The sequence below is a fragment of the Dietzia sp. NPDC055340 genome (assembly GCF_053645335.1).
Window position 1 is genome coordinate 53,281 of the sequence record NZ_JBSHML010000022.1, and the last position, 24,250, is coordinate 77,530.

At 70.2% G+C, this 24,250-nt stretch carries 25 protein-coding genes; 22 read left to right on the plus strand and 3 right to left on the minus strand.

The features are described from left to right. Positions 1–23: 23 nt before the first annotated feature. Entirely contained in the window at positions 24–422 is a 399-nt protein-coding gene (locus ACWIFB_RS15075) for a DUF1844 domain-containing protein (RefSeq protein ID WP_230931333.1), read from the minus strand. Between the two features lie 378 nt (positions 423–800). Here ACWIFB_RS15075 and infC point away from each other — a divergent pair, with 378 nt between their 5' ends. From infC to ACWIFB_RS15100, 5 genes are all read left to right on the plus strand, one after another. Continuing rightward, the gene (gene infC / locus ACWIFB_RS15080) at positions 801–1,367 is read left to right on the plus strand and encodes a translation initiation factor IF-3 (protein WP_454058701.1); all 567 of its coding nucleotides are present in this window, start codon (positions 801–803) and stop codon (positions 1,365–1,367) included. 101 nt (positions 1,368–1,468) lie between these two features. Beyond that, a complete protein-coding gene (rpmI, locus tag ACWIFB_RS15085) occupies positions 1,469–1,663 on the plus strand; it encodes a 50S ribosomal protein L35 (protein WP_007630819.1) in 195 nt (64 codons plus the stop codon). 70 nt (positions 1,664–1,733) lie between these two features. Next, positions 1,734–2,114 (plus strand): 50S ribosomal protein L20, encoded by a 381-nt coding sequence (gene rplT / locus ACWIFB_RS15090; RefSeq protein ID WP_182632080.1) that lies wholly within the window; start codon positions 1,734–1,736, stop codon positions 2,112–2,114. Positions 2,115–2,124: 10 nt separating this feature from the next. Next, the gene (locus tag ACWIFB_RS15095; protein WP_454058684.1) at positions 2,125–2,985 is read left to right on the plus strand and encodes a TrmH family RNA methyltransferase; all 861 of its coding nucleotides are present in this window, start codon (positions 2,125–2,127) and stop codon (positions 2,983–2,985) included. Continuing rightward, a complete protein-coding gene (locus tag ACWIFB_RS15100; protein ID WP_454058685.1) occupies positions 2,982–4,643 on the plus strand; it encodes an ABC-F family ATP-binding cassette domain-containing protein in 1,662 nt (553 codons plus the stop codon). Before ACWIFB_RS15095 ends, ACWIFB_RS15100 begins: the two co-directional genes overlap by 4 nt. A 42-nt stretch (positions 4,644–4,685) precedes the next feature. Here the strand turns inward: ACWIFB_RS15100 and ACWIFB_RS15105 are convergent, their stop codons facing one another. Further along, positions 4,686–5,552: an alpha/beta-hydrolase family protein gene (locus tag ACWIFB_RS15105; protein ID WP_454058686.1), complete on the minus strand. Its 867-nt coding sequence runs from the start codon at positions 5,550–5,552 to the stop codon at positions 4,686–4,688. Then, the gene (locus ACWIFB_RS15110; protein WP_454058687.1) at positions 5,546–6,238 is read right to left on the minus strand and encodes a hypothetical protein; all 693 of its coding nucleotides are present in this window, start codon (positions 6,236–6,238) and stop codon (positions 5,546–5,548) included. The genes ACWIFB_RS15105 and ACWIFB_RS15110 overlap by 7 nt, the downstream gene beginning before the upstream one ends. Positions 6,239–6,388: 150 nt before the next feature. Between ACWIFB_RS15110 and ACWIFB_RS15115 the strand changes: the two genes are divergently transcribed. The 17 genes from ACWIFB_RS15115 (at position 6,389) to tyrS (ending at position 23,921) form a co-directional block, all read left to right on the plus strand. Next, positions 6,389–7,693 carry a sensor histidine kinase gene (locus ACWIFB_RS15115; RefSeq protein WP_454058688.1) on the plus strand — a complete coding sequence of 435 codons (1,305 nt, stop codon included), beginning with the start codon at positions 6,389–6,391 and terminating at the stop codon, positions 7,691–7,693. A 5-nt stretch (positions 7,694–7,698) separates the two neighbouring features. Further along, positions 7,699–8,352, plus strand: a complete 654-nt coding sequence (locus ACWIFB_RS15120; RefSeq protein WP_454058689.1) for a response regulator — start codon at positions 7,699–7,701, stop codon at positions 8,350–8,352. 102 nt (positions 8,353–8,454) lie between these two features. Beyond that, positions 8,455–9,510 (plus strand): phenylalanine--tRNA ligase subunit alpha, encoded by a 1,056-nt coding sequence (pheS, locus tag ACWIFB_RS15125; RefSeq protein ID WP_454058690.1) that lies wholly within the window; start codon positions 8,455–8,457, stop codon positions 9,508–9,510. 106 nt (positions 9,511–9,616) lie between these two features. Continuing rightward, the gene (pheT, locus tag ACWIFB_RS15130; RefSeq protein WP_454058691.1) at positions 9,617–12,106 is read left to right on the plus strand and encodes a phenylalanine--tRNA ligase subunit beta; all 2,490 of its coding nucleotides are present in this window, start codon (positions 9,617–9,619) and stop codon (positions 12,104–12,106) included. Continuing rightward, the gene (thiD, locus tag ACWIFB_RS15135) at positions 12,099–12,923 is read left to right on the plus strand and encodes a bifunctional hydroxymethylpyrimidine kinase/phosphomethylpyrimidine kinase (RefSeq protein WP_452100134.1); all 825 of its coding nucleotides are present in this window, start codon (positions 12,099–12,101) and stop codon (positions 12,921–12,923) included. Before pheT ends, thiD begins: the two co-directional genes overlap by 8 nt. Before the next feature lie 113 nt (positions 12,924–13,036). Beyond that, positions 13,037–13,810, plus strand: coding sequence for a DUF2786 domain-containing protein (locus ACWIFB_RS15140; RefSeq protein WP_454058692.1), 774 nt, complete (start codon positions 13,037–13,039; stop codon positions 13,808–13,810). 99 nt (positions 13,811–13,909) lie between these two features. Beyond that, a complete protein-coding gene (gene argC / locus ACWIFB_RS15145) occupies positions 13,910–14,947 on the plus strand; it encodes an N-acetyl-gamma-glutamyl-phosphate reductase (RefSeq protein WP_452100132.1) in 1,038 nt (345 codons plus the stop codon). Further along, a complete protein-coding gene (locus tag ACWIFB_RS15150; protein WP_452100131.1) occupies positions 14,944–15,420 on the plus strand; it encodes a hypothetical protein in 477 nt (158 codons plus the stop codon). The genes argC and ACWIFB_RS15150 overlap by 4 nt, the downstream gene beginning before the upstream one ends. Position 15,421: 1 nt before the next feature. Further along, positions 15,422–16,357 carry an acetylglutamate kinase gene (gene argB, locus ACWIFB_RS15155; protein ID WP_454058693.1) on the plus strand — a complete coding sequence of 312 codons (936 nt, stop codon included), beginning with the start codon at positions 15,422–15,424 and terminating at the stop codon, positions 16,355–16,357. Further along, on the plus strand, positions 16,354–17,568 hold the full coding sequence (locus ACWIFB_RS15160) for an acetylornithine transaminase (RefSeq protein ID WP_454058694.1): 1,215 nt from the start codon (positions 16,354–16,356) through the stop codon (positions 17,566–17,568). The genes argB and ACWIFB_RS15160 overlap by 4 nt, the downstream gene beginning before the upstream one ends. Further along, entirely contained in the window at positions 17,565–18,539 is a 975-nt protein-coding gene (gene argF / locus ACWIFB_RS15165; protein WP_454058695.1) for an ornithine carbamoyltransferase, read from the plus strand. Before ACWIFB_RS15160 ends, argF begins: the two co-directional genes overlap by 4 nt. Further along, positions 18,536–19,033: an arginine repressor gene (locus ACWIFB_RS15170; RefSeq protein WP_230931350.1), complete on the plus strand. Its 498-nt coding sequence runs from the start codon at positions 18,536–18,538 to the stop codon at positions 19,031–19,033. The genes argF and ACWIFB_RS15170 overlap by 4 nt, the downstream gene beginning before the upstream one ends. 52 nt (positions 19,034–19,085) lie before the next feature. After that, entirely contained in the window at positions 19,086–20,285 is a 1,200-nt protein-coding gene (locus ACWIFB_RS15175; protein WP_230931351.1) for an argininosuccinate synthase, read from the plus strand. Next, complete coding sequence (gene argH / locus ACWIFB_RS15180; RefSeq protein WP_452100127.1) at positions 20,282–21,721, plus strand: argininosuccinate lyase; 1,440 nt, start codon at positions 20,282–20,284, stop codon at positions 21,719–21,721. Before ACWIFB_RS15175 ends, argH begins: the two co-directional genes overlap by 4 nt. A 5-nt stretch (positions 21,722–21,726) precedes the next feature. After that, entirely contained in the window at positions 21,727–21,957 is a 231-nt protein-coding gene (locus ACWIFB_RS15185; RefSeq protein ID WP_230931353.1) for a Trm112 family protein, read from the plus strand. Next, complete coding sequence (locus tag ACWIFB_RS15190) at positions 21,954–22,631, plus strand: DNA-3-methyladenine glycosylase (RefSeq protein ID WP_454058696.1); 678 nt, start codon at positions 21,954–21,956, stop codon at positions 22,629–22,631. The genes ACWIFB_RS15185 and ACWIFB_RS15190 overlap by 4 nt, the downstream gene beginning before the upstream one ends. A gap of 18 nt (positions 22,632–22,649) precedes the next feature. Then, positions 22,650–23,921, plus strand: coding sequence for a tyrosine--tRNA ligase (gene tyrS, locus ACWIFB_RS15195; protein WP_454058697.1), 1,272 nt, complete (start codon positions 22,650–22,652; stop codon positions 23,919–23,921). Positions 23,922–24,250: the final 329 nt, after the last annotated feature.

The following is a 24,250-nucleotide window of genomic DNA, read 5'->3' on the forward strand; positions in this document are numbered from 1 at the left end:
ATCACGGTCCCGCGGGAAGTGAGTCAGTAGACGGGGCCGGTGAACTTCTCTCCGGGTCCCTCGCCGGGCGGATCGGGGTAGGCGCTGGCCTCGCGGAAGGCGCGCTGCAGGCCCTGCAGGCCGTCGCGCACCACGCTCGCCTGCGGGCCGAGGTGCTCGGCGGACCCGGCGACGAGGCCGGCCAGGGCGGTGACGAGCTTGCGGGCCTCGTCGAGATCGAGGTGGGCGCTGGCCGTCGGCTCATCGTCGGAGAGTCCGAGCTTCTCCGCGGCCGCGCTCATGAGAACGACGATGGACCGGAAGATGACTTCCTGAGCGGAGACGTCGGCCAGATCGACGATCTCGACCTCACGGGCATCGACGTGCTCCTCGAGGGGGCTGTCCGAGGCCTGGTCGGCGGATGCTGGCTGGTCGGTGGTCATGGCGAATACTGTCCCACGGACGGCCCGGTCGCGCGTGCACGGGCACCGGTTTGGGGGTCCCCGCCGAACCTGGTAGTCTCTACCTCGACTGTGGGATCCCGTTAAGCAATGGGGTCCATCGTCCAAGAGGAGCCTGATCTCCCACCATCCGACGCCAGTAGGGTTGTTTGATGGTCACCACCCCCGGCGAGGGGTCTGCGAAGTATGGCAGACGTGTCTTCGACGAGGGTGAGGAGTGAGAGGCCCCGGGTATTCGTACCGTGGGGCCTTCTCGGTTTTCCCGACGTTCGTCGGGGCGACCGGGGTCCCTCGAGGGCGCAGGTGCGATCACGCGAGTGATCGACAGCACACACGCACCGTTACTACCGAGGAGGGCCCATCAGCGCCGAAGCACGTATCAACGAACGAATCCGTGTCCCCGAAGTCCGACTCGTCGGCCCCGGGGGCGAGCAGGTGGGGATCGTTCGCGTCGAGGATGCACTTCGTCTGGCCCTGGAGGCCGATCTGGACCTCGTTGAGGTCGCGCCCAACGCCCGCCCGCCGGTCTGCAAGATCATGGACTACGGCAAGTTCAAGTACGAGGCCGCGCAGAAGGAACGCGAGGCCCGGAAGAACCAGCAGCAGACCGTCGTGAAGGAGCAGAAACTCCGTCCGAAGATCGATACGCATGACTACGAGACCAAGAAGGGGAACGTCGTCCGTTTCCTGGAGAAGGGCTCCAAGGTCAAGGTCACGATCATGTTCCGCGGCCGTGAGCAGTCACGGCCCGAGCTCGGGTTCCGTCTGCTGCAGCGGCTCGCGGACGACATCACCGACTACGGATACGTCGAGACCAGCGCCAAGCAGGACGGCCGCAACATGACGATGGTCGTGGCCCCCCATCGCGGCGCGAAGACCCGCGCCAAGGCGCAGGACTCGAAGGTCACCGACCCCGCTTCGGAGTAGTCCGCCCGGCTCTGAAACGCCGAACCAGACCCCGGACGTCCGCCGTCCGCCCCCCGAGACCCCACCGGGTCCCGGGACGAACCATGTGAGGAAGACCGATCATGCCGAAGATGAAGACCCACAAGGGCACCGCCAAGCGTTTCCGGAAGACCGGAACCGGCAAGCTGGTCCGCCAGCAGGCCAACCGCCGCCACATCATGGAGAAGAAGCCCACCAAGCGCACCCGTCGTCTCGACGGCCGCACCGACGTCGCCCCGGCCGACGTGCCCCGCATCAAGCGGCTCCTCGGGCTCTGAGCCCCTTCCCATACGTAGAACTTTCGGTCACCGCAGCAGGTGGCCACCCCAGACCAGTGAGGATTGACCAGTGGCACGCGTGAAGAGGGCCGTCAACGGCCAGAAGAAGCGTCGGACCGTACTCGAGTCCACCAAGGGCTACCGCGGGCAGCGTTCGCGGCTGTACCGCAAGGCCAAGGAGCAGATGCTCCACTCGATGAACTACAGCTACCGCGATCGTCGCCAGCGCAAGGGCGACTTCCGCAAGCTGTGGATCTCGCGCATCAACGCGGCGGCCCGCGCCAACGACATGACGTACAACCGCTTCGTCCAGGGCCTCAAGCTCGCCGGCGTCGAGGTCGACCGCAAGGTCCTCGCCGATCTCGCCGTCACCGACCCGGCCGCCTTCACGGCGCTGGTCGAGGTCGCGCGCAAGGCCCTCCCGGCCGACGTCAACGCTCCGGCGGCCTGACGTCCGCGAATTGACGCATCACACCTCGCCCGAGCAGGGCACGCAGCGACGACCCGCGGATCCGTTCACCGAACGGACCCCGCGGGTCGTTTCTGCGTCGAAGCTCCACCGGGCGGCATCCAGACGTAAGGCCGGCCGCTTCCTCGCGGAGGGCGCGAACTCGGTCGAGGCGGCCCTGGCGACCGACCGTGCGCTGGAGGTCTTCTGCGACGAGGACGCTGCCGATCGGTTCTCCGCCCTCATCGACACTGCCCGCGGACGCGGCGTTCGGGTCTCCATGGTGACCGCGCGGGCGATGCGGTCCCTCGCGGATACCGTGACGCCGTCCGGGATCGTCGCGCTGTGTCGGACCCTCGTTGTCGAATCCGGGCACGATCCGGCCGACACCGCCGGGTCGCACCCGGCACGGCTCGTGGCGATCGGGCAGGCCCTGGCCGAACCCGGCAACGTCGGCACCCTCATCCGCGTCTCGGATGCGCTCGGCGCCGACGCGGTATGGCTCACCGAGGGCTCGGTGGATCCCGAGAACCCCAAGGCGGTCCGCGCGTCCGCGGGGAGTCTTTTCCATCTACCGGTCGTGCGGGGCATCGCCGAGTCGGGGCTGGTTGCGCGCGCCCACGCCAGTGGGTTACAGATCGCCGTGGCGACCGCCGACGGCGAGGTGGACATCGAGCACGCCGACGAGATCCTGTCGCGCCCGACCGCCTGGATCTTCGGCAATGAGGCGCACGGGGTGCCCGCTGCGCTGGCCGCGGCCGCCGACGTGCGGGTCCGCATTCCGATCCGCGGGCGAGCGGAGAGCCTGAACATCGTCACCGCCGCCTCGATCTGTCTCCACACCAGCGTCCGTCTGCAGGGCGCCGGGTTGTGACGGCCACGTTGACGGCACGTGGGGTCGGGGCCACCCGCGGTGCACGGACACTCTTCGACGGGCTCGATCTCGTCGTCGCCGCCGGTGACGTCTGGGGACTGACCGGCCCCAACGGTGCCGGTAAATCCACGCTGCTCCACGCGCTCGCCGGTGCTCCCGATGCGGAGATGTCCGGTCGGATCACCGTGAGCCCACCGGAGGCGACCGTCGGAGTGTTGCGCCAGGAGGTGGAGAGCGACGACGACGAGCTCGTCCGTTCACTCCTGCACCGGGTGACCGGTGTGGCGCGAGCCCAGACGCTCATGGACGGTTTGGCCGAGCAGATGGCGGAGTCGGACGCGGCCGCCGAGGCCTACGGGGATGCCCTCGAGCGATGGCTGGCCCTCGGAGGCGGCGACCTGGACGAGCGGATCCCGGTTGTGGCCGCACGACTCGGGCTCGACGAGCAGGTTCTGGGCCTTCCGGTCGCGGCGCTGTCCGGTGGGCAGGCGGCCCGGGTCAACCTCGCGGCGGTACTGCTCAGTCAGTACGACATCCTGCTGTTGGACGAGCCGACCAACGACCTCGACCTGGCGGGGCTCGACGTGCTCGAGGAGTTCATGCGATCCGAGCGGCGGCCGATGGTCGTGGTCAGTCATGACCGTGAGTTCCTCGCCCGCTGCGTCACGGGGATTGTCGAGCTCGATGCGGCGCAGCGACAGATCACCGTGTTCGACGGCGGATACGAGTCCCACCTTGCCGAACGGGTCCTGTCGCGTCAGCGCGCCCGCGAGGCGTATGAGGAGTACGCGGGGCGGGTTGATCAGCTCGCCAGCCGCATCCAGACGCAGAAGACGTGGCTGGACAAGGGCGTGCGAAACACGATGCGCAAGTCCGGCGGTAGAGACGCTGAGCGCGACAAACACATCCGCAACCGGGCCGGGCAGCGCTCGGAGAAGCAGGCGGCCAAGATCGCGCAGTCCGAGCGGGCCATGGAGCGGCTCGAGGTGGTGGCCGAGCCCCGCAAGGAGTGGGAGCTGCGGATGGAGATCGCGTCGGCGCCGCGTTCCGGCTCGGTGGTGGCCGTGCTCGACGAGGCGCTCGCCCGACAGGGCGACTTCGTGCTGGGCCCGGTGACGCTGCAGATCGATGCCGGCGACCGGGTCCTCATCAGCGGCGCCAACGGGTCCGGCAAGTCGACACTGCTCTCGCTCCTCCTGGGCGATCGCACGCCGGGGTCCGGGCGGGTCACCCTCGGTTCCTCCGTCGAGGCGGGGCGGGTTGATCAGGCGCGCGCCGCGTTCGCCGGTCCGGATGAGCTCCTCGACGTCTTCTGCGCCGCTGCTGACCCGGACGGGGCCGACCCCACCGAGGCCCGGACGCTGCTCGCCAAGTTCGGTCTCGGCGGCGAGCACGTGTCGCGACTGTGCGATTCACTCTCACCGGGTGAGCGGACCCGCGCGGCGCTGGCTCTCCTGCAGCACCGCGGCGTGAACCTGCTGGTGCTGGACGAACCCACCAACCACCTAGATCTCCCCGCCATCGAGCAGCTCGAGGAGGCGGTCGAGAACTTCGACGGCACCGTCCTGCTGGTGACGCATGACCGGCGTATGCGTGATGCCTTCCGGTCGACTCGTGAGCTCCTGGTGGACGCGGGCACCGTCCGCGAGCAACGCTGACCCGGCGGCGGGTGGATGCTCGTGAGCTGAGACAGCCGCCGGTCAGAGGCCGGGCGAGACACACCCGGAGGGCGGGAGGACCGGCCGGTAGCGGTGCCCGACCCCCGGGGCCGCGGAGTCGGACCCCGGAAGTGCGGAGAGCACACGGAGAGCCCGCACCGGGTTGCGGAGGAGGTCCCGACCGAGCTCGGCGACCGGGTCGTCGGGATTGACCTCGCTGACCGTGCAGCGGGCCAACGGTTCGGATCCGGCCGGAGTTGCCGCGGAGGGCGCTGCTGCCGCAGACGGTGCCGCTGATGCCGTGGCCATCGCAGCCGACCCGGGACGGCCCTGCCAGAGTGCGACGTCGACGAGCCCGGCGACCGCGGGGTCACGCAGCGCCGCCACTCCGGCCTGCGCCCCCAGGCTCAACCCGTGGACCACCAGTCTCGGACGGTCGTTGTGGGGGAGTGCACGGAGCCGCGACGTGATCTCGGCGAGGATCGCGTGCGCGGAGTCGGCCGCCAACTGCGGCCGGAGCGAGTACACGGCCGCCGAGGGCGCGGACGAGTAACGCATCGCCACCGTCGCCACGTCGCCCCCGGACCAGTCCTCGATCGCCGTCACCTGCGCCGGGTCCACCCACCCCGATCCGGTGGGGATGGTCACCAGCAGGACGGACCGGTCGAATCCGCCGGCGCCGACGAGGGCGTCGGTGGTCAGCCGCGCCGCGTGGTCCGGGTCGAGGCCGGGGTGGTCGCCGTATACGCGGATGGCCGACGACGCGGCCCGGTCGTTCAGGACGAGTCGCGGATCAGCTGCCAACGGCCCCGAGTCGAGTGCCCACCACAGGGCGGACCCCAGCGCGCCGACGATCGCGTACACGATCACGGCGTAGAGCGTGACCCGCGCGACGACCCGGGTCACCACGGCAGCGTTTCCTCGACGGGCGCACCGTGCCTCTGGCGCACGGTGTTGAGCTGGACGGCCGCGTGGGCGATGTCTGCCATCACCGTGCACGCCGTGCGCCCCTCGCACGAGTCGTGCAGCTGCCGCGCGAGGAGGGCGTCGAGGTCGGACCGGAGCCCGGGTGGGATCGGGACCTGGTGTCGGTGCGCCACGCGCAGAAGGTCGTAGCCCAGGTCGTGGACGCGGCAGGCGGGTTCGAACGACCGCGGGAGCGGCACCGGGGACGAGCAGTCGCCTGTGCGCTTGGCGGCCGACGCCTGCTCCACCACCGGTTCGTAGCCGAGGTCGACAACCACGGCGGGGACCACCATGTCGGCGCCCGGGGTGCCGTCCGCGATCTTCCGCGCGGCGGCCAGGGCGGCGATCGCCGTGTCGCTGTCGGCGTCGGCGTCGGTGCCGTGCGGGCGGGTGAGGTCGGTGTGCGCGGCGTGGCCCGCGGCCGCGGGCGCCGGTGCGGCCTCGGCGACGGTACCGGCGAAGAGCCCGATGACGACGACAACGCCCGCCACCGCCGCACCTACACCGACAACGGCGCGGGACCCCGGTCCGCGGGACCGGCTCGCGGTGCCCGAGCGGTGGTCACCGGCCGGCCGGTTCGAGGTGCGCGGGACGGAGGGCGGGTTCGGGTGCTTCGGAGGTGGGGTCATGAGGGCGAAACTAGGAACACCGGCCCGCCGGGCGGATCCCCTCCGGAGGTGATCTCGAGGTCACTCTCCGGGGGTGGCCCGCTCGGGGGACGGCGAGGTCACTCCGCAGGGGGATGCCCGGGTACGGAGGTCACGCATACCGTCATGGCCATGCGATCAGAAGACGACAGGCCCGCCGCCGAACCCGACAACGCGGGGCCCCGCACAGTGGAGGCCCACGCCCGGGGTCGCCGTGCCGGCCTCGTCGGCGTGCTGCGACCTCACGCCTGGGACCTCGCCCTCGTCGTGCTCGCGCTCGTCTTCTTCGCGGTGGCCTGGCCCACCTACTTCATCACCCACTCGGCGTGGACGGTGCTCGTGCCGATCATCGCCGCGCTGGGGGCCCTCCCGGTGGCGGCGGCGCGCCGTGCGCCGTTCCTCGCCTGGGGTGCGGTCGCCGTTGCGTGTGCGGTGTCGGTGCCGCTGCGGGCCGAGTCGACATTTGCCCTGGGCTGGCCGGTCGTGTTCCATCTCGCGCTGGCCGTGTGTCTGGCCGCGGTGATCCTCGTCGAACGACCGGTGCGGGTCGCGGTCGCGGTCGGGGTGACCATCCTGCTCATGGCGCTCAACCCCGGCGCGGAGGTGTCCGTGGGCTGGATGATCGGGGCCGCGGTCTTCTCGGCGGTGGTACTCCTCGTGCGGTGGTTGGCGGTATCGCGCCGCCAGCTGGAGAACTCGAACCTGCGCCTGGCACGAGAGTCCGAGCGGACCCTCCGGCAGTCCGAACTGCGCTTGCTGGCCGAGGAACGCAACCACCTCGCGCGGGATCTGCACGATGTGGTGGCCCACCAGATGTCCATGATCGTGGTCCAGTCCCAGTCGGCGCCGTACCGACTCCAGGGCGTCACGCCGGCCGTCCACGCCGAGTTCGACTCGATCGCCGAGACGGCCCGCGCGGCGCTCGACGAGGTGCGGGGCCTTCTGGGGGTGCTGCGCACAGACGCGGAGAACCCGATGGTGGAACCCGTCGGGGTCGAGCAGATCGAGCCCACCCTCCGCGCCGCACGCCGCTCGGGCGTCGACATCACCTGGCAGCTCGGCGGGCAGATGGACACGATTGACGAGACCGCCGGCGTGGTCCTGCACCGCGTGCTCCAGGAGAGTCTGGCCAATGCCGCCCGCCATGCGCCGGGCGGGCTCGTCGTCGTCTCCCTCGCGGTCTCCACGGTCGACGCGGACGGGGCGCCACCCGCGGTGACCCTCGAGGTGGACAGCGGCCCGGCGGCGCCGGGCGCCCTCGTCGCGCCCGGTGAGGGCGGCGGGTCCGGGATCGCGGGGATGTCCGCCCGGGTCCGGGCCGTCGGCGGGGCGTTCGCGGCCCTCCCGGCTTCCGACGGTGGCTTCACCGTCACCGCGACGGTTCCGCTCAGGGACGGGACGGGGCCCGGGACGCGGACCCGGTCGCGTCTAGGCTGATCCGTATGACCATCTCCGTGCTGATCGCCGACGACCAGGCGATGGTGCGACAGGGTTTCGCCGCGCTGCTCGGGTCGCAGCCGGACATCAGGGTCATCGGCGACGCGGCGGACGGCGCCGAGGCGGTCGGGAAAGTGGAGGCGCTCCGCCCCGACGTGGTGTTCATGGACGTCCGCATGCCGGAGATGGACGGGCTCGAGGCCGCGCGGCGCATACTCGGTTCCGGGATCGACCCGGCCCCGCGGATCATCATGCTCACCACCTTCGATCTCGACGACTACGTGTACGAGGCGCTGCGGATCGGATGCTCCGGATTCCTGCTCAAGGACGCGCCCGCCGAGGAGCTGTTCCGGGCCGTCCGGGTCGCCGTCACCGGTGAGGCGCTGCTGGCGCCGACCGTCACCCGCCGGCTGATCGAGGACGTGGTGACCCGGGGCCGCCGCCCGCGCCGCGAGCCGGCGGAACTCACCTCCCTCACGCCGCGGGAACGCGAGACCGTCGAGCAGATCGCCACCGGGCGGTCCAATGCCGAGATCGCCGGGGTGCTGTTCATCTCGGAGGAGACCGTCAAGACCCACGTACGGCGGGTCCTGCAGAAACTGCGGCTGCGGGACCGCGCTCAGGTGGTCGTGTACGCCTACGAGAACGGGGTGGTCTGAGCAGGACACGGGGCAGGGGGCGCAAACGCTAATCGACTAGGCTGTCCGGCGATGCACCCGGCGGTCGCCGGAGCTGACCGGGACGGGGAGGACGCAGCACAGGTGAGCGAAGACAGAGGCGCGGTCGAGGTCGGGATCGACGAGGAGTCCCTGGCGGGATACGCCACGGACGCGGAGGGCGCGTTCGCCACGGCCGCGGACCTCGACGCACTGGCCGCGGCCAAGACGGCCCACCTGGGCGACCGGAGCCCCATCGCACTGGGTCGGCGGACACTCGGCTCGCTCCCGAAGGAGCAGAAGGCCTCCGCGGGCAAGGCCGTCAACGTGGCGCGCGGCCGTGTCCAGAAGGCGTACGAGGCGCGGCTCGGGCAGCTGCAGGCCGAGCGCGACGCGGCGGTCCTGGTGGCTGAGACACTCGACCTGACGGTGCCGTCCGGTCGATCGCCGGTCGGGGCCCAGCATCCCATCACGATCATCACCGAGCAGGTGGCGGACGTGTTCGTCGGGATGGGCTGGGAGATCGCCGAAGGGCCGGAGATCGAGGCCGAGCACTACAACTTCGACGCGCTCAACTTCCTCCCCGACCACCCCGCGCGCACGCTCCAGGACACCTTCCACGTGGCACCCGAGGGCAGTCGGCAGGTGCTGCGGACCCACACCTCGCCGGTGCAGATCCGGACCATGCTCGATCGCGAGCCGCCGATCTACGTCGCCTGCCCGGGCCGGACCTTCCGCACCGACGAGCTCGACGCCACCCACACCCCGGTCTTCCATCAGGTCGAGGGGCTGGCCATCGACAAGGGACTGACGATGGCGCACCTGCGCGGCGCGCTGGACGCCTTCGCACGCGCGCTCTTCGGGCCGGAGACCCGCACCCGTATGCGGCCCAACTACTTCCCGTTCACCGAGCCCTCCGCCGAGGTCGACGTCTGGTTCCCTAACAAGAAGGGCGGCGCCGGCTGGGTCGAGTGGGGCGGTTGTGGAATGGTGCATCCCAATGTGCTGATCGCCTGCGGCATCGACCCCGAGGTGTACTCCGGCTTCGCGTTCGGGATGGGCCTCGAGCGCACGCTGCAGTTCCGCAACGGGCTGTCCGATATGCGCGACATGGTCGAGGGCGACGTGCGGTTCTCGCTGCCCTTCGGCATCCGGTACTGATCGGCGTACCGGCCCGGGCGGCGGCCGCCGCCGGGGCCCGGGCCGATGCCCCGCCCGCCCGATCCCAGAGCTCACCCGACCACCGAGAACTACGAAGGACCCCACAGTGCTAATTGCGCAGTCCTGGCTGACCGAGATCCTGCAGCGGGCCAACGACGGCTGGTCGGTGTCGCCGGCCGAACTCGACGCCGGGTTCGTGCGCGTCGGCCTCGAGGTGGAGGGGGAGCCGCAGACGCTCCCGGAGATCACCGGCCCGCTCACCGTCGGCCGGGTCAGCAGCATCGAGGAACTCGAGGGCTTCAAGAAGCCGATCCGCTTCTGCCTCGTCGACGTCGGCGGCGACGAGCCGCAGCAGATCGTGTGCGGCGCGCGGAACTTCTCCGAGGGCGACCTCGTGGTGGTGGCACTGCCCGGTACGGTCCTGCCCGGTGGCTTCGAGATCGGCAAGCGCAAGACCTACGGCAGGCCCAGTGAGGGCATGATCTGCTCGGCGTCCGAACTCGGGATCGGGTCGGATCACAGCGGCATCATCGTGCTCGCGCCGGGCACCGCCGAGCCGGGCACCCCGGCCGGGCCGGTCCTCGCCGCCGGTGCCCCCGAGCGGGACACGGTCTTCGAACTCAACGTGACCCCGGACCGCGGCTACTGCCTGTCGGCCCGCGGTCTGGCCCGCGAGCTCGCGTGCGGCTTCGACCTGGACTTCGCGGACCCGGCCGCCGAGCTCGGCCTGCCGTCGGGGAAGGAGACCTGGCCGCTCGAGGTCACCGGGGAGTCCGGCGCCCAGCGGTTCGCGCTGCGCCGGGTCACCGGCGTCGACCCGTCGGCCAGGACCCCCTGGTGGCTGGCCCGTCGCCTGCTGATGTCGGGTGTGCGGCCCATCTCCCCGGCCGTCGACGTCACCAACTACGTCATGCTCGAACTCGGCCATCCGATGCACGCCTTCGACGCCGCCACGCTCACGGGCGGGCTCACCGTGCGTCGCGCTCGGGCGGGGGAGACGCTGACCACCCTGGATGGCGCGGAGCGCTCGCTCGACCCGGAGGACGTGGTGATCTGCGACGAGACCGGCCCGGTCTCGCTGGCCGGCGTCATGGGCGGCGCCAGCACAGAGGTCTCGGACACGACCACCGACGTGCTGCTCGAGGCCGCCGTGTGGGACACCCTGGCCGTGTTCCGGACCATCCGCCGACACAAGCTGCCCAGTGAGGCCGGGAAGCGCTACGAGCGAGGGGTGGACGCGGCGGCTTCCGTCGCCGCGCTGGATCGCGCGGCCACGCTGCTCGCCGAGATCACCGGCGGCACCGTCGAGGCGTCGCTCACCGACGTCGGCGCCGCGCCCGTCCCACCCACGATCGCCTTCGACCCGGACCGGCCCTCGCGGGTCGCGGGGCTCGGGTACCCGGTCGGGACCACCCGCCGGCGCCTGGAGCAGATCGGGGCCACGGTGGCCGGCGACGACGCCGTCCTGCTCGAGGTCACCCCACCCACGTGGCGCCCCGATCTGACGATGCCTGCCGACCTGGTCGAGGAGGTCCTGCGACTCGAGGGGCTGGAGGACATCCCGTCCGTGCTGCCCACGGCCCCCGCCGGTCGGGGCCTGACGGCCACCCAGCGCGGCCGCAGGGCCGTGGGGCGGGCCCTCGCCGCGTCCGGGCACGTCGAGGTGCTCACGTCGCCGTTCTGCGATCCGTCCGTGTTCGACGCGATGGGGCTCCGCGACGACGACGAGCGTCGCCACACGATGTCCGTGGTCAATCCCCTGGAGAGCGACAAGGCGCATCTCGCGACGACCCTGTTGCCGTCGATGGTGGAGATCGCCCGGCGCAACCTCACCCGCGGGACCCGCGACCTCGCGCTCTTCTCGATCGCCCAGGTCGCGTTCCGCACGCCCGCGACCTCCGGGGTGGACATGCTGCCCGTGGACCGTGAGCCCACCGCGGACGAGCAGAAGCGGCTCGGCGATTCGCTGCCCGCGCAGCCGCTGCACACGGCCGCCCTCTACACCGGTAGACGAGTGCCGGCCGGCCATCTCGATCCGGGCCGCGACGCCGACGCGCTCGACGCGGTCGAGGCGGCCCGGACTGTCGGCGCCGCGCTCGGCGTCGAGGTCGAGGTGAGGTCGGGGGAGTACGCACCCTGGCACCCGGGCCGCTGCGCCGAGATCGTCGTCGACGGCGCGGTGGTCGGCCACGCCGGTGAGTTGCACCCCGCGGCGTGCGAGCGTCTGGAGCTTCCCGCGCGGACATGCGCGATGGAGCTCGACCTGACCGCCATCGGCACGCGCGAGGTCCTGCCCGCGCCGGCGATCTCCTCCTACCCGTCGGTGAATCAGGATGTCGCTCTCGTCGTGGATGAGGTGGTCCCGGCATCCGCGGTGGAGGCGGCCCTCATCTCGGGAGGCGGCGACCTGCTCGAGAGCGTCCGCCTGTTCGACATCTACACCGGCAGCCAGCTCGGTGAGGGCAGGAAGTCGCTCGCGTACGCGCTCACCTTCCGCGCCGACGACCGGACGCTGACGGAGGACGAGGCCAGCGAGTGGCGCACGGCCGCGGTGGACGCGGCAGCACGGGCCGTGGGAGCGAGCCTTCGTGGCTGACGCGGTGCGGGTGCCCCGCATTCTCTGCATCGCCGGCACCGACCCGTCGGGTGGTGCCGGCCTGCTGGCCGACACCAAGTCCGTCACGGCGATGGGCGGCTACGCGATGGGCGTGGTCACCGCCGTCACGGTGCAGAACACCCGCGGCGTGGCCGGCGTCCACGCGGTGCCGGTCGATACGGTGATCGCCCAGCTGGACGCGGTCGCCGATGACGTCCAGATCGACGCCGTCAAGATCGGCATGCTCGGAGAGGCTTCACTCGTCGAAGCGGTCGGGGCGTGGCTTCGTCGTCGTCGCCCTCCTCACATCGTCCTGGACCCCGTCATGGTCGCGACCACCGGCGGGCGTCTCGCGAGCGAGGATGCCGCGTCCATGCTGCGCGACCTCGTACCGCTCGTCGACCTCGTCACCCCGAACGTGCCCGAGCTCGGTGTGCTCTGCGGTACAGACACCGCGACCGACATCGAGGGGATCGTCAGTCAGGCGGAGCTGGTCCACGAGCAGACCGATAGCGCGGTTCTCGCGACGACCGGCGACCTCGAGGACGGCAGCGCCGAGGACGTGATGGTCGAGTCCGAGACGGACCGTCGCACGACACTCCGGTTGCCGTTCGTCCGCGTCGAGACGCCGCACACCCACGGCACCGGATGCTCGCTGTCCTCGGCACTGGCCACCGCGCGTGTCGGTGCGCCCGATTGGGAAGCGGCGTACCGACGGGTCCGGCCATGGATGGACGGGGCCCTGCACGGCGGGTTGTCCCTCGACGTGGGGCAGGGTGCCGGCCCGCTCGACCACACCTGGTTCCTCCACCGCTGATCGGACCGGGGTCATCGACCCGGGCGGCTGTCCGGCGGCGTCGACACAGCCCTGTCGTACGTGTGTGCGAACATCCGTCTCGACATCAATGCTGAGACGATCAGGAGCAGGCCATGACCCACACTCGTTCCGACAACTCCCGCGCGACCGGCCAGAACGGGGGCGGCGCCGCGTCAGCGCTCTCCTCGGAGAAGGCCTTCGACCGGGTCCGCAAGCTGTTCACCAAGGCCGAGAGCGTGGCCGGGACGCCGGAGGCGGAGGTGCTACTCGAGCGGGCCTACGCGCTGCTCGCGAAGTACGGGGTCGACGAGGCGCTGGCCAGATCCGGTCCGGATCAGGCGGCGGCCGAGGTGGTGGTCCACGAGCACGTGGTGCTCGGAAAGTACCAACCCGACCAGATCGGTCTCGTCGCGTCGCTGGCGGTGGCTATGCACTGCAGGGCGGTGTCATCGAGGCGGGCGGACGGGGGTCGGAACGTGTATATCGTCGGGGTCCGTCGACACGTCGAGCGCGTGTCGATGCTGGCCGGTGCGCTGACCGGGATCATGTTGGCCGGCGCCGCGCGGCAGCGCCCGGCGCCGGGGGTGTCAGCGGTGACCCACCGCAAATCGTTCATGACCGGGTTCGCCTTCGAAGTGGGCCGGCGCCTCGCCGCGGCCGAGGCCGAGGCGGTGTCCGAGAGTTCGGATGCGGCAGGGGCCGGGCTGGTCCTGCGTACGGATTCACAGTGCGCCGAGGCGGAGCTGCGTCGCCGTTTCCCCCACACCGTCAAGAGTTCCAGGCGCCGCGTCGGCACGTCCGGCCTCGATGAGGGGCGTCGCATGGGCGGTTCGGTCGACCTGGGGCAACAGCGTTTCGGCGGTGCGCCACGGCAGATCGGGGCATAACCTGGATGTGCTGGTGATCGGACCGGCTCCCGGTTGAACGCGAGGCTCGCCGACGGACCTTGTGTGCAAAAGATTGCAACGTGATGCATACTCGTGCGTATGGCAATCAAGGTAGCTGTCGCAGGTGCATCGGGTTACGCGGGCGGGGAGTTCCTCAGACTCCTCCTCGCACATCCCTCGTACCTCTCGGATGAGCTGGAGATCGGAGTCCTGGCGGCGGGGTCAAACGCCGGCCAGACGCTGGATCGGCACCATCCGCACCTGCTGCCGTTGGCGGACCGGGTTCTCTCGGAGACCAGCGCCGAGTCGCTGTCCGGTCATGATGTGGTGGTCCTCGGCCTCCCGCATGGCCACTCCGCGGCGATCGCCGAACAGCTCGGGCCGGACGTGCTGGTGATCGATCTCGGGGCGGACTTCCGTCTGACGGACGCCGGTGACTGGGAGGCCTTCTACGGCTCCCCGCACGCGGGTACGTGGCCGTACGGGCTGCCCGAGCTCCCCGGAGCGCGCGAGGCGCTGCGGTCGACCCGGCGGGTCGCGGTCCCGGGCTGTTTTCCGACGGGGGCGACCCTGGCGCTGTTCCCGGCAGTGGCCAAGGGGCTCGTCGATGCGTCGAACATCACCATCGTCTCGGTGACAGGGGCATCCGGCGCGGGCAAGGCGGCCAAGGTGCCCATGCTCGCGTCCGAGGTGATGGGCTCGACCAAGGCGTACGGGGTCGCCACCCACCGTCACACCCCGGAGATCACGCAGAACCTCCGGGCGGTGACCGACGCCGAGGTGTCGGTCAGCTTCACGCCCGTGCTCGCCCCCATGGCGCGCGGCATCCTCACCACGGCGGTCGTGCCCACCACGGCCTCTGCGGACGAGCTGCGTGAGGTCTATGCGGAGGCCTTCGGTGATGAGCCGTTCGTCCACCTCCTACCGGCCGGGGTGCAGCCCATGACCGCCTCGGTGCTCGGCTCCAACGCCGTGCAGCTGGGTATCGAGGTCGACGCGCGCACCGGTCGGGCCGTGTTCACCGCCGCGATCGACAACCTGGCCAAGGGCACCGCCGGCGGTGCCATCCAGTCGATGAACCTCGCGCTCGGGCTGCCCGAGACCGCCGGTCTCAGCACGGTCGGCCTGGCCCCTTGAGCGCGGAGGTCCTGCCCGGGGCGACGTTGGTCGGGCACGATCACGGGCTCGAACTGTGGACGGATCCGGCCCGGAACATCGCCGGGATCTGGCTGGCTCCCTCGGGTGCGACGGCCGCACTCGACGTATCGGGTGGTGGGGCCGACGCGGTCGAGCTGCAGTGGAGCGCGCTCAGCGCCCAGGTGCCGTCGACCCGCGCGGTCGTGCTGCTCGACGGACCCGGATCCGGCGATCCTGGCGCGGACTTCACGTTCGTGCACGGTGTCGCCGAGGGCGTCGCCGGATTCGTGGGCGTCCGCACGGGGGTCGAGGCCGGGCCGGTTGAGGTCCTAGTCTTGCGGCCCGACACCGAACTCGGGCCGTGGCCCGGACCCGCGGCCACCGAGGCCGGCGCCGCGTTCCGCTTCCGCCACCGCGGCGGCGCACAGATCCACCTGACCCTGACCATCCCCATCACCGCCGGAGGCGACTGATATGCCCACATTGATGAACGACGGGTCGACCGAACTGTCGCCGTTCGTCCGCGCGCACGTCCTCGCCGAGGCACTGCCGTGGCTCAAGGAGTTCCACGACAAGATCGTCGTGGTGAAGTACGGCGGTAACGCGATGGTCGACGAGAGGCTCAAGGCCGCGTTCGCCGCCGACATGGTGTTCCTCCGCACCTGTGGCCTCAAGCCGATCGTGGTGCACGGCGGTGGTCCCCAGATCACCGCGATGCTCGGTCGGCTGGGCATGGAGGGCGAGTTCCGGGGCGGTTTCCGTGTCACGACGCCCGAGGTGATGGATGTCGTGCGAATGGTGTTGTTCGGCCAGGTCGGCCGCGAACTCGTCGGGCTGATCAACGCGCACGGCCCGTACGCGGTGGGGATCTCGGGCGAGGACGCGGGTCTGTTTACCGCGGTCCGTCGGACGGCGATGGTCGACGGGGAGGCCACCGACATCGGACTCGTCGGGGACGTCGCCGCGGTCGATCCCGGGGCGGTCATCGACCTCATCGAGGCCGGACGCATCCCGGTCGTGTCCACGATCGCCCCCGATGCCGACGGCGTCGTCCACAACATCAACGCGGATTCGGCCGCGGGCGCACTCGCCGCGGCACTCGGAGCGGAGAAGCTCGTCGTCCTCACCGACGTCGAGGGCCTGTACACCGACTGGCCGGATCGCTCGTCGCTCGTCACGCACCTGGGCACCACGCCGCTGGAGGCACTGCTGCCGTCGCTGGAGAGCGGCATGGTTCCAAAGATGGAGGCGTGTCTGGCCGCCGTGCGGGGCGGCGTCGGCGCAGCGCACGTCATCGATGGCCGCGTCGAGCACTCGGTGCTGCTCGAGATCCTCACGGAGGGCGGCATCGGAACGATGGTCACCGAGGGTGACCACGAGACACGTTCAGCAGTAGGAGAAGCACAGTGAGCCCGCAGGACACCACTGATCTCACCTCACGGTGGGACACCGCGCTGATGCGCAACTACGGCACCCCTCCGCTCGAACTCGTCTCGGGCCGGGGCGTGACCGTGACCGCCGCCGACGGTCGCGAGTACCTCGATCTGCTGGCCGGCATCGCGGTCAATTCCCTGGGGCACGCCCACCCCGCCGTCGTCGAGGCGGTCAGCAGTCAGGTCGCCGAACTGGGGCACGTGTCGAATCTCTATGTCCACCCGGTTGTCGTGGAGTTGGCGGAGCGTCTCGAATCACTTCTCGCGGTGGAGGCGCCGGTACGGGCCTTCTTCTGCAACTCCGGCGCCGAGGCCAACGAGGCGGCGTTCAAGATTGCCCGCCGCACCGGCCGTTCACGGATCCTCGCCGCGGAGAACGGCTTCCACGGTCGGACCATGGGGGCGCTGGCGATGACCGGTCAGCCCGCCAAGCGTGCGCCGTTCGAGCCGATGCCCGCCGGCGTCGAGTACTTCCCCTACGGGGACACCGCGGCGCTCCGGGCGCTCGTCGAGCAGGCCCCGGCGGACACCGCCGCCGTCATCGTCGAACCGGTGCAGGGGGAGGGCGGCGTCGTGGAACCGCCCGAGGGCTTCCTCGCGGACGTGCGGGAACTGTGCACCGAACACGGGATCCTGATGATCGTCGACGAGGTCCAGACCGGGATCGCCCGCACCGGCGCGATGTTCGCGTCCCGCAAGGCCGGGGTGGTTCCGGATGTGATCACCCTGGCGAAGGGGCTCGGCGGCGGGCTGCCCATCGGCGCGTGTCTGGGCATCGGCCGGGCGGGGGAGTTGCTCACCGCCGGGCAGCACGGCACCACCTTCGGTGGTAACCCCGTCGCGTGCGCGGCCGCGGTGGCGGTCCTGAGAACGATCGACACCGACGACCTCGTCGCCCACGTCGACAGGCTCGGCAAGTTACTCGCCGCCGAGATCGAGTGCCTGGATCACCCGCTGGTCGATCATGTCCGGGGCCGCGGACTCCTGCTCGGAGTGGTGCTGACCGCGCCGCGGGCGAAGGAGGTCGAGGAGGCCGCGCGCGCCGCGGGCTACCTCGTGGGCGCCACCGGCACGGACGTCGTCCGGCTGGCCCCGCCGCTCATCCTCACCGAAGACCAGGTCGCGCAGTTCGTGACCGCCCTGCCCCCGATCCTCGACGCCGCGTCGGAGAAGGAGACCTCGTCATGACCGGTACGACCTCGCCGTCGTCCACGACGACAGCCCCGGGAAGCCCGACCCCGCGTCACTTTCTCCGAGACGACGATCTCAGTCCCGCGGAGCAGGCCGAGGTGCTGGAGCTCGGGCTCAGGCTCAAGGCGGAGCCGTTCTCGGCGCGCCCGCTGGAGGGGCCGAAGTCGGTCGCGGTGATCTTCGACAAGACCTCCACGCGGACCCGCTTCTCCTTCGACGCGGGCATCGCACAACTCGGTGGCAATGCGATCGTGGTGGAATCCGGGTCCACCCAGATGGGCAAGGGCGAGACGCTCTCCGATACCGCGATGGTGATGTCCCGCTACGTCGAGGCGATCGTGTGGCGGACGTACTCGCAGGCCGGACTGGCCGAGCTCGCGGCGGATTCGGCCGTGCCTGTCGTCAACGCGCTCACCGACGACTTCCACCCCTGTCAGATCCTCGCCGACCTGCTGACGATCCGGGAGAGCTTCGGACGCACCGCGGGCCTGCGGGCGGTCTACCTCGGCGACGGCGCGAACAACATGGGGCACTCGTACCTCGTCGGGTTCGCCACTGCGGGGATGCACATCACCATCGCGGCGCCGGCCGGCTACCAGCCGACCGGACAGGTGGTGGGTGACGCCGAACGGATCGCGGCGGAGACCGGCGGTTCGGTCACCATCACGACCGAGGTCGACACGGCCGTGATCGACGCCGATGTCCTCATCACCGACACCTGGGTGTCGATGGGGATGGAGGACTCGGCCACCGAGCGTCTGCGCGATCTCGCCGACTACCAGCTGGGCCGGGACGCGGTCGACAAGGCCTCCGACGATGTGATCGTCCTGCACTGCCTGCCCGCGTATCGCGAGAAGGAGATCACCGGCGAGGTCATCGACGGTCCCCGCAGCCGGGTGTTCGACGAGGCGGAGAACCGGCTGCACGCACAGAAGGCGCTACTCGTCTGGCTGCTGGAGCGATCGTGACCTCCGTCGGCGCGGTCAGTCGGACGGCTCGTCACGCGCGCATCGCCGAGATCCTCCGGGACCGGCCCGTGCGCAGTCAGACCGAACTGGCCGACGCGTTGGCCGGTGAGGGGATCGCTATCGCGGTGGCCACTCTCAGTCGCGATCTCGATGAGCTCGGCGCGGTCAAGCTCCGCGCTGCCGACGGCGGTGCCGGCCGCTATGTCATCCCGGAGGACGGCAGTCAGGTCCCGGGCATCCCCGGCGGAACGGACCGGGTGGGGCGCCTTCTGGGTGAGCTGCTCGTGTCCGCCGACCACAGTGGGAACACGGCGGTCCTGCGCACGCCGCCCGGGGCGGCGAACTTTCTCGCCAGTGCCCTGGACCGTGCGAATCTCGACGACGTGGTCGGCACGATCGCCGGGGATGACACCATATTCGTGATGGCCCGCGAACCCGTGCGCGGAGAAGAGCTGGCGGGCCGCCTCGCAGCGTTGGCCCGGCGCCAACTCTGACGCGGCCCCGGGCCGATAGACAACACCTGAACAACAACCAAGGAGAAACACCATGACCGATCGCGTCGTCCTCGCCTACTCGGGTGGACTGGACACCTCCGTCGCCATCAGCTGGATCGGCAAGGAGACCGGTGCCGAGGTCGTCGCCGTGGCCATCGACCTGGGACAGGGCGGAGAGGACATGGACTCCATCCGCCAGCGCGCCCTCGACTGCGGCGCGGTCGAGTCGATCGTCGTGGATGCCCGCGACGAGTTCGCGAACGACTACTGTGCGCCGACCATCAAGGCCAACGGCCTGTACATGCGCGAGTACCCGCTGGTGTCGGCGATCTCCCGCCCGCTGATTGTCAAGCACCTGGTGACCGCCGCGAAGATGCACGGCGGTACGGCCGTGGCCCACGGCTGCACGGGCAAGGGCAACGACCAGGTGCGCTTCGAGGTGGGCTTCGGCGCGCTCGCTCCCGACCTGGACGTGATCGCCCCCGTCCGCGACTACGCCTGGACCCGTGAGAAGGCCATCGAGTTCGCCGAGGAGAACGCGATCCCGATCAACGTCACCAAGAAGTCGCCGTTCTCGATCGATCAGAACGTGTGGGGCCGCGCGGTCGAGACCGGCTTCCTCGAGGACCTGTGGAACGCGCCGACCAAGGACGTCTACGACTACACCGAGGACCCGACGATCAACTTCGCCGCCCCGGACGAGGTCACCATCACCTTCGAGGCCGGCGTTCCGGTCGCCATCGACGGCCGTAGGGTCTCCGTCCTCGAGGCGATCGAAGAGCTCAACCGTCGCGGCGGCGCCCAGGGCGTCGGTCGACTGGACATGGTCGAGGACCGTCTCGTCGGTATCAAGAGCCGCGAGGTCTACGAGGCCCCGGGCGCGATGGTGCTCATCACCGCGCACAAGGCCCTCGAGGACGTCACCCTCGAGCGGGAGCTGGCCCGCTACAAGTCCGGCGTCTCGGACACCTGGTCCAACGCCGTCTACGACGGTCTCTGGTTCTCGCCGCTGAAGTACGCCCTGGACGCCTTCATCGACAACACCCAGGAACACGTCTCGGGCGATATCCGACTCGTGCTGCACGGTGGCTCGATCACCGTCAACGGCCGCCGCTCCGACAAGTCGCTGTACGACTTCAACCTGGCGACCTACGACGAGGGTGACTCGTTCGACCAGAGCTACGCCAAGGGCTTCGTCAACCTCCATGGCCTGAGCTCCAAGATCGCCGCGAAGCGGGACCTGGGACTGTGAGCGACGAGCAGGGCCGGGACGACCGGCACGGGACCAACACCGGGGCCCTGTGGGGCGGCCGATTCGCCGGCGGCCCCGCCGAGGCGATGGCGGCCCTGAGCAAGTCCACCCACTTCGACTGGGATCTGGCGCCGTACGACATCCGGGCGTCCAAGGCGCACGCCCGGGTGCTGCATCGCGCCGACCTGCTCACGGGTGCCGACCTGGACACGATGCTCGACGGTCTGGATCGACTCGCCGCCGACGTCGACTCCGGGGAGTTCGTGCCCGCCGAGTCCGACGAGGACGTGCACGGCGCCCTGGAGCGAGGCCTGATCGAGCGGGTCGGCCCCGAGGTCGGCGGACGGTTGCGTGCCGGCCGCTCGCGCAATGACCAGGTGGCCACCCTGTTCCGAATGTGGCTGCGGGATGCCGTGCGCGCGGTGGCCGCGGGTGTGCTCGATGTGGTCGACGCACTCGTGGCGCAAGCCGATGCGCACCCGGAGACGGTCATGCCGGGCAAGACCCACTTCCAGGCGGCCCAGCCGGTCCTGCTCTCCCACCAACTGCTCGCGCACGCCCAGCCGTTGCTGCGCGACCTCGACCGGATCCGTGATCTGGACCGGCGCCTGGCGGTCTCACCGTACGGCTCCGGCGCACTGGCCGGCTCGTCGCTCGGTCTGGACCCGGACGCGATCGCGGCCGAGCTCGGTTTCGACCGCGCCGCCGACAACTCGATCGACGCCACGAGTTCGCGTGACTTCGCGGCCGAGGCCTCCTACGTGCTCGCCCAGATCGCGGTGGATCTCTCGCGTCTGGCGGAGGAGATCATCGCCTGGTCGACGCCCGAGTTCGGCTACGTCACCCTGGCCGACGAGTGGTCCACGGGCAGCTCGATCATGCCCCAGAAGAAGAACCCGGACGTCGCCGAACTGATGCGCGGCAAGACCGGCCGGCTCATCGGCAATCTGACCGGGCTCATGGCGACGCTCAAGGCACAGCCGCTGGCCTACAACCGGGATCTGCAGGAGGACAAGGAGCCGGTCTTCGACTCGGTGGCCCAGCTCGACCTGCTGCTCCCGGCGATGGCCGGTCTGGTCGACACCCTCGAGTTCCACCCCGAACGGCTCGCGGAGCTCGCCCCGGCGGGATACACCCTCGCCACGGACATCGCGGAGTGGATGGTCCGGCAGGGCGTCCCGTTCCGGGTCGCCCACGAGGCGGCGGGGGAGTGCGTGCGCATCGCCGAGGGACGTGGGGTGGGACTGGATGAGCTCGACGACGACGAGCTCGCCGCCGTCGACCCCGCGTTGACGCCCGAGGTTCGCGAGGTGCTGACCGTCACGGGATCGATCGCGTCCCGGAACGCCCGCGGCGGCACCGCCGGTGAGGCTGTCGCGAAGCAGCGCGGGCGGCTGGCCGAGTTCCGTGACGAGCTCGCCGCCTGGGTAGGGTGAACGGCATGTCCGTCCTAGACGAACGACTGCTGTCGATCCTGGCCTGCCCCGAGGACAAGGGCCCGCTCCTGCTCGCTGGTGACGACACGCTGTACAACCAGCGTCTGCGCCGCGCCTACCGGATCGACGACGGAATCCCCGTGCTGCTGGTCGACGAATCCCGGCAGGTCGACGAGGCCGAGCACGCGGAGTTGCTCGCCAAGGCGGGCGCCGGAGAGGGCTCGTCCCCGGAGTGAGCAACCCTCACACCGACCACGGGGCCCGGTCCGGCGTCACCGACCCGCTCAGAGAGCTGCTGCGGGAGGCGGCGCCGGACGAGGCCGCGCGGATCGTGCTCGGTGGGACGCTGACACACGGCCCGGTTTCTGTTCGCATTCTCGAGGTCGAGGCCTATGGCGGGCCGGCCGGATCCGCCTACCCCGATGCCGCGGCCCACACCTGGCCCGGCCCGACGCCGCGCAACCAGGTCATGTTCGGCGACGCCGGCCACCTGTACGTCTACCTCAGTCACGGCATCCACCAGTGCGTGAACATCACCTGCCGGCCGCCCGGTGAGGGCGGGGGCGTACTGCTCCGGGCAGCCCGCGTCGAAGAAGGCCACGAGGTCGTCGCGACCCGCCGGCCGGGCATCACGTCCGACAAGCTCGCACGCGGACCCGGCAATCTCGGCCGCACACTCGGGGTCGACCTGTCGTTCCGAGGTCTGGACGTGCTCAACTCGTCGTCGGTCTCCTTCCGTCCCGACCCTCTTCCGGACGAACTGATCCGCTCCGGGCCCCGCGTCGGCGTCTCCCGCGAGGCCGACCGTCACTGGCGGTTCTGGGTCGCCGGCGCCCGGGAGGTCTCCGCCTACCGACGGAGCCCGAGGGCACCCGCGGTCACGCGGCCAGTGCTCGACCCCGGCCGGTGATGGGGGACAATGAACGTCGTGACCAATAACATCCTCGATGACCTGCAGTGGCGTGGCCTGATCGCCCAGTCGACGGACCTCGACACGCTCCGCGCCCATCTGGACGAGAGTATGGTGTCGCTCTATTGCGGTTTCGACCCCACCGGGCCGAGCCTGCACGCCGGTCATCTCATCCCGCTCCTGACGTTGCGCCGCTTCCAGCTCGCCGGGCACCGGCCCATCGTTCTGGCCGGCGGCGCGACCGGCATGATCGGTGACCCGCGTGATGTCGGGGAGCGCATCATGAACACCTCCGACACGGTGGCGGACTGGGCCGAGCGGATCTCCGGCCAGCTCGAGCGCTTCGTCGACCTCACCGAGGGGCCCACGGGGGCGCGCATCGTCAACAACATGCAGTGGACCGGCCACCTCTCGGTGATCGAGTTCCTGCGGGATGTCGGCAAGCACTTCTCGCTGAACACCATGCTCGGTCGGGACACGGTCAAGCGCCGGTTGGATGGCGACGGCATCTCCTACACCGAGTTCTCGTACATGCTGCTGCAGGCCAACGACTTCCTGCAGTTGCGACGTCATCACGAGTGCACGCTCCAGATCGGTGGCTCCGACCAGTGGGGCAACATCGTCGGCGGAGTCGACCTCAACCGTCGTGTCGACGGCAAGGCGGTCCATGCCATGACCGTGCCCCTGGTGACCTCGTCCGACGGCAAGAAGTTCGGCAAGTCGACCGGCGGCGGCAGCCTATGGCTCGACGCCGCCATGACGAGCCCGTACACGTGGTACCAGTACTTCCTCAATACGGCGGATGCCGACGTGGTCCGCTACCTGCGCTGGTTCTCGTTCCTCGGCAGGGAGGAGATCGAGGAACTCGAGGTCCTCACCGCCGAGAAGCCGCATCTGCGCGCTGCCCAGAAGCGGCTGGCAGAGGAGATGACAACGCTCGTTCACGGGGTCGCGGCCACCGAGTCCGTTCAGGCCGCGGCCCAGGCACTGTTCGGGCGCGGCGAACTCGGCCAGCTCGATGAGGCCACTCTGGCGGCGGCGCTCGACGATGCCGGCGCGGCCGAGATCGCCCCGGACGATCCACGGACGATCACGGATCTCCTGGTGGCCGGCGGGCTCTGCTCGAGTAAGGGCGCCGCCCGGCGTGCGGTGGGAGAGGGAGGTGCGTACGTGAACAACGAGCGCATCTCCGATCCCGAGTGGACGCCGTCCACCGACGACCTGCTCCACGGCAGCTGGGTGGTTCTGCGCCGGGGCAAGAAGAGCTTCGCCGGGATCCGCATCCGCTGATTCCTCGCGATTCCGACCACGATCACGCCGGCCATGCCGGCGTTTTCGTATTTTTGGGGCCGTTAACCAGCGGGTTTGCGTTTCAGTTCATGTCTGCGTAACTTAATGGACGTCGCCGAGAGCGAGCCCGGACCGAAAGGAACGGGGTCGCTCAAAGTAGACGTGCTCCAGGAGCAAGCGGAACCCCCGGTTTTGGAACTGGGAGTTGTTGCTGCTAGGCTGGAGAAGTTGCCTGGGAGGGCGGCGGTTGCAGGATCTTCCCTGTGAAGCTGTGGTGAGTGTATCGCGGTGGATCGGTGTGTGGGTGTTGTTTGAGAACTCAACAGTGT